The sequence below is a fragment of the Neobacillus drentensis genome (assembly GCF_036966985.1).
Lineage (GTDB): Bacteria > Bacillota > Bacilli > Bacillales > Cytobacillaceae > Neobacillus > Neobacillus drentensis_E.
This window is the reverse complement of the sequence record NZ_JBALSN010000410.1, coordinates 5481-14415: the sequence shown is the minus strand read 5'-3', so window position 1 is coordinate 14415 and position 8935 is coordinate 5481. Positions and strand designations below refer to the sequence as shown.

The following is an 8935-nucleotide window of genomic DNA, read 5'->3' as shown; positions in this document are numbered from 1 at the left end:
TACATAAATTGTAATGAATGAGTTTAAATTGGAGGGATTTATTTATAAAAAAAATTATTATGAACGAGGCTATTCAGTCAAAAGAAGTGCGACTCGTATCAGAAAGCGGACAACAAGTGTTACCCACTGTTCAAGCGCTTCAGATGGCAATTGAAATGGGATTAGACCTTATCCAAATCAGTGAATCAGATCCGCCAGTTTGTAAGATTTTGGATGGCGGAAAATACAAATTTGAAATACAGAAAAAAGAAAAGCAGAGCAAGCAGAATCAGAGAACAATAGAAACAAAGGAAATACGGATGACCATCACAATTGACGAAAATGACTTCCAAACAAAGATAAAAAGCGCGATTGCCTTTTTAACAAAAGGTTTTCACGTAAAGGTAAGCGTTCGTTTTCGTGGAAGAGAAATCACGCATTCAAAACTCGGCGAAGAACTTCTCGATAATTTTTGCGAAGAGGTTAGCCACTTGGTGAATTCTAGATCAAACCCAACATTGCAAGGACGCATGTTATCGATTTTGTTAAAGCCATAAAAAAAGTTATAGAAAAAAGCCGATAACCCAAATTGGGAAAATCGGCTTTTTTCCATAAGATATCGTCAGATAAAATATATTTTTTAATTGCTNNTTAAGCCAACCTCGTTTTTTCATCAGTGCTTTTATGGTTACTCCAAAAGTCATGTATTCCTGTAAAAATTCAATCCATAATAAATTAACATCGGTACGAATGGACTCAATTATGGCGGTAGCACAAAATGAAATACCAAGATATATTTTAATACCAATGCTGTTTGCAAGTTCGTCATCCGTCAACTTGACACCCAACGGTACCATATTTGGGTCAGAGATTGGTTTAGATTCACTTAAAGGTGGTAAAGGTACCCCTTCTAATCGCATAAATTCTGTCAGTCGTTCTATCTGAGATTTGAACATTTTTACAAGAAGCATGAAAAGCTTGCTTCAATTCGGGGTCCGTTGTACTATTAATCCCTGCTTCTGAATGCACTTGTTCCTCCGCCATTTCAGAAAGGAATGACCAGAAAGACATAACCTCACCAACATGTAAGGGTGATTTAGGCTCATCGTCCATCAACGATTGCAAAACATTTTTAACAGCTTCTAATACATCTGGCACATTTCTCACCTTCCTGTATTCGGTGAACCTGCTGGATTATACGGCGGTGGCACTTTAAGCCAACCTCGTTTTCGCATTTGTGATTTAAAGGTTGTTAAAAAGGTTATATGTTCCTGCAAAAATTTAGACAACATCATACCAACATCATTACGAATGATTTGTGCTGATGCATTAGCACAATTTGTAATCGCCATTGATATTTTTTTCTTAAGACTGTTTGCAAGTTCTTTATCAGTCAACTTGACACCCAACGGGACACTGTTTGGATCTGAGATTGGTTTCGATTCACTCGTGGGTGGTAATGGTACTCCTTCTAACCGTAAAAATTCTGTAAGTTTCTCTTTTTGCGATTTGAACATCTCTACTGCTTCATGAAGTGCTTTTCTCAATTCAGGGTCGGTTGTTCTATTTATTCCTGCTTCCGTCTGTACCTGTGTCTCTACGCATAAAGCTAAAAATAACCAGCAGGACATAACTTCACCAACATGTAAGGGCGATTTGGGTTCTTCATCTATCAACGAATGTACTACATTTTTAATAGCCTCTAAAACATCTGGGGACATAATTCACCTTCCTTCTTTCATTTAATTTTTCCTGAAGGTATATTTTTCATGCATGAAGTCTACTTTGTACAATAACCTGAAATAATTATCAAATGGGTATACCTCCCCACTATTTTTCATCGGATAGCTCTAAGTCCCATCGTTCTTCTACTAATTTCGAACCAGTCCACTCAAAATTTTGTTTTTCTTCTGTTAATCTAAAATTATATTTTTGGTATAAATGACGAGCAGCGCCTAAAACACTTACAGTCCATAGGAAAACATGTTTGTATCCTTGTTTTTCACAGAAATGGATGGCAGTCTCCATCAGTTTCTTACCAATACCCAACCCATGATAATTTTCATCCAAAATAAACCATCTTAATTGTGCAACGTGATCGTTTGATTTGGTAATCGCGATTGATCCTGCCATTTTACCATCTACTTCAGCAATCCACAGTTCTCCGCCATCTGAATTTATCATAAATTCAGTCAAGCCCTTCATCACGTAATATTCAAACATTCGTCCAAACTTATATGTATTTTCGTACAAGGTTCCATGAAGATGTGCTACGAAACCAACATCTCCAGGTTGAAAAGTTCGAATGGATACCTCTGATTGAAAAGGATATTCTTTAGTGAAGATGGATTCTATCATTTCCATGGAACTGATCAGCTTGGTCAAATCACTATTAGCTATTTCTTGAATCATTTTTCCAACTTCACGATTTGCATTTTCAACTAAATCATTAAAAATTTCTTTACCACAGTCAGTGAGATATAGTAAGTATTGGCGTTTATCCTCTGATGCTTGCTTTTTACTAATAATGTTTTCTTCCTCAAATTTTTGAACGATTCGGCTCATCTGCCCTCGGTCTATTCCAAGATTTTCTCTAACTTCCGTTGCCGTACAACCGTTTCTAAAATTGATTTCAGTTATCACACGTGCTTCTGTTAACGGAAAAGGTTTATTATAAATTTCTTGATCAATTTTACCAAGGACATTGGCATAATACCGATTGAATCTCCGAATTTTTTCTACATATTGATGTTTTTCCATCTTTTTACCACCTTAATATTCAGAATATTTAACATTAACAATAGTATATGAAAATTAGTTGATTTAGTCAACTAATTCCGTCATAAAGAAACTATTATTGAACAATGTTGCCTTATTCAGTTATATAGAAAAACAGCCTGAGTCTTTTTTGACATCAGGCAACTAAGGGCTTTTTACAATAAATTTACATTTTATCAACTTATTATTAATAAAACTCTTCTATAATGATGGTAACATGGATGATTTTGAAAGGAGTGGGTTGCATGCTCGAGTTCATGATTAGAATTGTTATCTTGATTCCCATTTGTATTTTAATGTAATGTCGATGTACTTCTATACTCTTATCTTCCCTCTCAAGCAAAGGTATATATACCACACCCATGCTACTATTCTTCCCTATTCACTCCACTCGTCTTAGCCATTCCATTCTCCAATTTCAAACTTACTCCGGAAGCTGCTGGTAAGCTAATTTCAAAATAATTTCCTCGTGATGTGGATATTTTTGGATGAGTTCGTCTTGTGTAAACAATTCAAAGTCTCGAAATTCGAACCCTGGAGAAACCATACACCCAACCAGGGAGAATGTATCCTCTTCCATCACAGACGATCCAAAGATAGAATTCTTCTTCACTAGGATTTGAGGTACTTCTCCTTTTTCCAAATTCAATCCTAATTTCAATTCCTGATATTCGCCATTTTCATCAATCACATGAATCGTCAACGGACTGCCCGCGTGAAAGTACCATAGTTCGTCTGACTTAAGCCGGTGAAAATGGGAAACATCATCTGAAGTTAACAGAAAGTAGATACTCGTATATAACTTGCGATGCCCCTCAAACGTAACGGATAATTCTTTATCTGTGATTTGTTCATCTGACTCGAACGTCCTTTTGTAATATCCTCCCTCTGGATGTGGCGTAAGCCCTAGCTTGGACACCCAGTTATGTACTTCATTAATATGCACGGCGGCAATCACTCCTTTTCCTTAATTTACACCAATTCGAATGAAATATTTAACACACAATCTCCACTTCGAATCTGTATCTAGAGGATTTGAGAAAGAAACGCATAAAAAGAGCCCTGGAAGGACTCGTAAATACAAAGCATATTATTGATATTAATTTATTCAAAATCCTTCCAATCCTTCAAACTCTTTATCTTCTCCATAATAATCTGTATCATTTTCTCTATTGTTAAACCAACTATTTTTGAACCAATTAATAATCTTCGAGAACATATTAACCACTCCTTATGGATCATAGTAGATTTCAAAAAATGATTTGATCTTTGTACTACTTCAGAATAATGGTCCAATGTAAAAGAAGTATTAATTTGCTCTAAATTATTGGTTAATTTTTTATTACACTTACTCTAAGTTTCTCATGTTTCTAGTTAGTCAATTTCAAAATAATATACAGCCTACAAAAAATCATTTAATTCTTCAATATTGCCGTAAGTTGCGTCTAACCATAATCACTATCTAGTTCTCCAACTACCTTTCCAAGTCACCTGCTCCTTCGTTTCAAATAATAAAGAGTTCTTTTTATTTCTTTTTCAACTTTTTGAAAAAATGTTTCCATATTCTTGTTAGCCCCGCTCTCTAAAAAGCGCTGACCTGCTAAGGCAATTGCCCCGGTTACCTCTGCCTCAGCTTGACAGTGCAATTTAGCCGCCCGCTCGAAGTCTTTTATATACAGGTCGGCTTTCCCTGAGATTTCACCGATATTACCTGTACCTCTCACATGCAGCCGGTACAAGGACGCGGACTTGTTCTCCTCGAGCCGAATCTCAAGAGTAAAGAGATCTTGAATTGGACCCATCTTGATCTCCAATTCCACTTGGTATACACCCTTGGATGTTTCTATAAAAGACATACACCCAGGGATTGAGTTCCTTAGAACTTTTTCATCCTTTATATACTTCCATACAATGTTCCTTGGCAATCCGAACGTATACTCGTGCTCAATTTTCAACTTTCCCCCTCCTCTGACCATACGCTAAAAGTCCCCTCGATGTTATATAAAATGGCAATCATTTATTTATATTCAAAGAAAGTCCGGATTGTTAAAAATAATTTCAAAAACACAAATAAAAAACGACATCGAAAAATTTCGACGTCGTTTTTGTTCTTAGACAGAAGATTTCATTTCTATGTAACTAAACTGTAAAACTAAACTCTCTTAATTGTAATACTAATCTATTATTTCCACTCATAGTAATAGATTTATCGATAGCTAACTAGGAGGACTTGAAAAATGAAAAATCTTACCATGGTATTTCTATTACTCGCGTCACTATTATTTGCTTCCCCTGCTTTTGCTTTTCCGATTAAACAAGGGGACACGCTGTCTAATAGTTTAAAAGTAAATAAATTAAATCAAAAAGAGATGACAGCGGTCACTCTACATAATGATGAACTTGATCTGCTTTCTATTCGTGTAAAAGCTGCTACTACAAAACATCATAATACTAGTGAATCCCCCAAAAAAGACCTCGTCAAATTACGTCTCTCAAACAATGAAATAGACCTGCTCGCTAGGTTAGTTCGGGCGGAGGCACAGACGGAACCTTACAAAGGAAAGATTGCGGTGGCTTGTGTGGTGCTTAATAGAATTGAAAATAAGAAATTCCCTGACACTTTAAAAGAGGTCATTTATGCCCCTGGTCAATTCCAACCTGTTCAAAACGGTGAAATCAACAAGCCAGCTGACAAGGAATCTATTAAAGCTGTAAAAGCAGCATTATCAGAACAACGCCAACTGGTACCAGGGGCTTTATTTTTCTATAACCCGGCGAATGCAACAAGTCGGTGGCTCGATTCAAGAAAAACAACAATGGTTATTGGACGACACGTCTTTAAAAAATAGAAGTAAATAGCTTAACGTGTTCCGTTTTCTATCACAGAACTTGGATTTATAGTTAAAAATGTAAAGTAAAATACATTGCAATTCGATGCGTTGCTTTGTTTCTCTCTTTCACCCGTTTAAAATAACAGGAGTTTTATTCATCTAGGAATGACCAGACAATATAAATAATTGATAATGAAAAAAAGGTAGTGCAGAACGATTGCTTGCCTTTTGGGTTTATTGTAAAAGAAAAAACAGCCGCTAGAACGATTCCTCCTCCCACAACTATAAAATCTATCCTCCATTTAGTTTTTGAATTTTGGGGTAAACGGTAAACGATGAATGAAAGCACTTTAGTTAGTCTACCTGCTCCCCAAACTTCTTCCCGAACTCTTCCATCAAATCAATTATAGGAATGAATTCTTTCCCTTTTGAGGTTAATGAATAATCTACACGAGGAGGAACCTCTGGATAAACTTTGCGATTTATTAAGCCATCTCTTTCTAATTCTCGGAGTTGCTTTGTAAGAGAACCTTGTGAAATATCCCATAAAAAGGCTTTAATTTCACTATAACGACGCTTTTTAGACTTTAAAAACCAAAGAATGAGATATTTCCAACGTCCGGAGAGTATGTTTTGGGTATAGGCAATGCCATATACTTCTCTTTGTTCATTTATACACTCTTTGTCAAATCCATCCTTACATATCCTAGACATCTTTTCACCTGCTTTCTACTGTTAAGTACAAAAAAATGTACTACGTCAATTTTTATTGCCTACTTTAAAAAGATGAGAAATCATTTTATTCTAGTATTGTAACAGAAATACTCAATACGTTTTTATCATCTAATATATGTTTACCGTTTGTTACACATATGATTGTACAACTCTAAGCAGAAAAATTCTCTTATATACAAATTCTTTAGGAGGAACAATAATGAGATTTGGAATTATAGGTGCAGGACCAATTGGGTCAATTATTTCTAAAAAATTAGTTATGATTGGATATGATGTCAAAATTGCAGATGCACGAGGAATTGAACGTTTGGAAGGAAAAGAGTTTGCAGGAACACCCGTGCGTGTAGAGGATGTAATTAAAAATATTGAAGTTCTTATAATTTCTCTCCCAATAAAAGCAATGCCAAGCATTCGGGACATTATCGATCAAGTCGGGGAGGAAGTAATCATTGTAGATACTTCAAATTATTATCCATTTAGAGACGGCAAAATTGAAGAAATCGAGAACGGGATAGTTGAAAGTGTTTGGGTTTCTAATCAATTAGGCAGACCTATCATTAAAGCTTTCAACAACTTATTAGCCTATACTTTAGAAAATGAAGGAATATCCGAAGATTCTGGTAGACGAATTGCGATGGCAGTTGCAGGTAATGACCCATTACAAAAACAAGTAGTCATGGACGTAGTAAACGAGCTAGGCTTCGATGCAGTAGATAGTGGTTCTTTAAGTGATTCTTGGAGACAACAGCCAGGAACTCCTGCTTACTGCACAGAGCTAACAAAAGATGAGCTCACGAAAGCGTTGAAAAAGGCAAATAAAGAAAAAGCACCATTACTACGGGACAAGGTGATGGAAAGGTTCGCAGTGCTCCTTGCAGAAAAAAAGGAAGTTGAATTTTCACATAAGGATATTGTGAATTTAAACAGAGAAATATACAATTCATAAAAACAAAAGGTGCACTCAGTTAGAGCGCACCTTTTGTATATCCATATATCCTCATAAAGTTGTGAAGAAATATGTGTGCCGCCAAACAATCCTGAATATTATTGGTATTTCTGAGAGCATACGAGAGTCCTTCCATTCCGATCTTAATTTTTTCAAAAACAAAATCTAACTATGATTATGTTTTAAATTCCTCTTCCACTTACGCACCCTTACTTTAAGTACACTTCTTCACAATCATCTTTTTAAATTAAATCAAAAATAGAAGATGCCATATTAATTGCGTTACTGGCATTATTTGGTATTTTTTCAGGAGCCGAACTCAGCTTAGGTTATGAGAGAGATAAAGAGGAATCATACACAGTAACTTCCAGCAATAAAGCAACAGACCTCCACCTTCCTCAAAGAAACAGGCGTTTCTACAATTGTAAAAACACGCCTGTTTCACAGAGACTTCAGTTCATTTTTATTTTGGAAGACGAGTTTTTTAGCAAATTTTAATAAGGGTAGTGATGGTGGTGGTGCGGATAGTGGTGATGGTAGTACGGGTAATGGTGATGGTAATATGGGTAATGATGATGGTAATACGGGTAGTGTGGATGTGGGTGCGGATAGCCTGGAGCTCCAAAACCAAGTCCTGGTGCAACACCAAAACCTGATCCTGGTCCACCTAAACCAACCCTCTCATTATAGGCATTAATCATACAAACAGTCATCCTCCTCATTTCATTTTACATTAGAGCATATGCATTTTTGGTTAAAGTTCTTGGGTATTTGTCTTGAATTTTAGAAACTAAAGGACTCAATAAAAATAGTTGCCCAATCCTTAAACAATTTCATATAAGCTTTTTCATTCATATTTGAATTTAGGTGGGCTACTAGGCATACATCCAATCCAAGGCTTTGACCTGAGCATAAACTGGTTATAAGTCTAATTGCAGCAAGGAGTAAACCTCGAATTATGGTATATATACGACAAATGTCACCCTATGCCCAGAATCCTTTGGGTATTCAACATTGTTTGTATCGTTTCACGTATATGCGGCTTAGAAACGGAGACAATTTCTGGTTTTTTTTGACGACTGTTGCGGAATCAAGAGTTTATGGTTATAGGTTTTTCGGAGGAAGATGGAATTATTATTCTGTTGCTTTAAGAGATATTGTTTCCGCCCATTGTTCTCCTCCGACTCCAACTCTATATTAAAGCACTGTTCCTGACCTTCGTAATCGTATCGTTGTTTCTTACTTTAGAAGCGTATGGGCTTTCGCATAATCAGAGATCAGTTTATTTCGAATTTAATAATGTGATCACCAGAATCCGACACCTGCGTATTCCCATCCATCATGTTTAGAACGTTAATCATTTCGGTTAGCGTTCTTTATACTGAAATTAGGCTAAATTCCAAAACGAATATAAGTTTAATCCTGAGGCTGCGTTAAACTGCACTTTAGTTAAATAAGAAAAAAGGCTGCAGCAAATCGAAATCTGTTTGAATAGACCGTTTATCAGAGCCATATTTTAAGTCTAGGTATGTATATCAATATCATTCTTCAATACAAAGAGCACCTATCCAAGTTAGAGTCCGAGATAGATGCCCTCGCTAGAGAAGTTGAAGAACATAATATTATCAAGTCTATCCCTGGTATCGGAGAAAAGATCGCGGCAACG

Annotated in this window: 11 protein-coding genes and 1 pseudogene; 4 read left to right on the top strand and 8 right to left on the bottom strand. The window is 36.1% G+C overall.

Annotation, left to right across the window (positions count from 1 at the left end):
• The first annotated feature begins 59 nt into the window (after positions 1-59).
• Positions 60-536, top strand: a complete 477-nt coding sequence (gene infC, locus V7659_RS23720; RefSeq protein ID WP_335542616.1) for a translation initiation factor IF-3 — start codon at positions 60-62, stop codon at positions 534-536.
• Positions 537-542: 6 nt separating this feature from the next.
• On the opposite strand, the gene V7659_RS23715 is transcribed toward infC, so the two are convergent.
• The 6 genes from V7659_RS23715 to V7659_RS23690 form a co-directional block, all read right to left on the bottom strand.
• On the bottom strand, positions 543-899 hold the full coding sequence (locus V7659_RS23715) for a DUF3231 family protein (protein ID WP_335542615.1): 357 nt from the start codon (positions 897-899) through the stop codon (positions 543-545).
• The gene (locus tag V7659_RS23710) at positions 862-1137 is read right to left on the bottom strand and encodes a hypothetical protein (RefSeq protein ID WP_335542614.1); all 276 of its coding nucleotides are present in this window, start codon (positions 1135-1137) and stop codon (positions 862-864) included. The genes V7659_RS23715 and V7659_RS23710 overlap by 38 nt, the downstream gene beginning before the upstream one ends.
• 5 nt (positions 1138-1142) lie before the next feature.
• On the bottom strand, positions 1143-1700 hold the full coding sequence (locus tag V7659_RS23705) for a DUF3231 family protein (protein WP_335542613.1): 558 nt from the start codon (positions 1698-1700) through the stop codon (positions 1143-1145).
• 109 nt (positions 1701-1809) lie between these two features.
• Positions 1810-2739, bottom strand: a complete 930-nt coding sequence (locus tag V7659_RS23700; RefSeq protein ID WP_335542612.1) for a bifunctional helix-turn-helix transcriptional regulator/GNAT family N-acetyltransferase — start codon at positions 2737-2739, stop codon at positions 1810-1812.
• Positions 2740-3181: 442 nt separating this feature from the next.
• Entirely contained in the window at positions 3182-3703 is a 522-nt protein-coding gene (locus tag V7659_RS23695) for a cupin domain-containing protein (RefSeq protein ID WP_335542611.1), read from the bottom strand.
• A gap of 541 nt (positions 3704-4244) precedes the next feature.
• Entirely contained in the window at positions 4245-4712 is a 468-nt protein-coding gene (locus V7659_RS23690; protein WP_335542610.1) for a CoxG family protein, read from the bottom strand.
• Between the two features lie 282 nt (positions 4713-4994).
• Here V7659_RS23690 and V7659_RS23685 point away from each other — a divergent pair, with 282 nt between their 5' ends.
• A complete protein-coding gene (locus V7659_RS23685; protein WP_335542609.1) occupies positions 4995-5606 on the top strand; it encodes a cell wall hydrolase in 612 nt (203 codons plus the stop codon).
• Between the two features lie 336 nt (positions 5607-5942).
• On the opposite strand, the gene V7659_RS23680 is transcribed toward V7659_RS23685, so the two are convergent.
• Positions 5943-6302: a winged helix-turn-helix transcriptional regulator gene (locus V7659_RS23680; RefSeq protein ID WP_335542608.1), complete on the bottom strand. Its 360-nt coding sequence runs from the start codon at positions 6300-6302 to the stop codon at positions 5943-5945.
• Positions 6303-6522: 220 nt separating this feature from the next.
• Here V7659_RS23680 and V7659_RS23675 point away from each other — a divergent pair, with 220 nt between their 5' ends.
• A complete protein-coding gene (locus tag V7659_RS23675) occupies positions 6523-7269 on the top strand; it encodes an NADPH-dependent F420 reductase (RefSeq protein WP_335542607.1) in 747 nt (248 codons plus the stop codon).
• Between the two features lie 494 nt (positions 7270-7763).
• Here the strand turns inward: V7659_RS23675 and V7659_RS23670 are convergent, their stop codons facing one another.
• Entirely contained in the window at positions 7764-7970 is a 207-nt protein-coding gene (locus V7659_RS23670) for a hypothetical protein (RefSeq protein ID WP_335542606.1), read from the bottom strand.
• A gap of 761 nt (positions 7971-8731) precedes the next feature.
• Between V7659_RS23670 and V7659_RS23665 the strand changes: the two are divergent.
• Positions 8732-8935 (top strand): annotated as a pseudogene (locus V7659_RS23665) (IS110 family transposase); the annotation flags it as partial.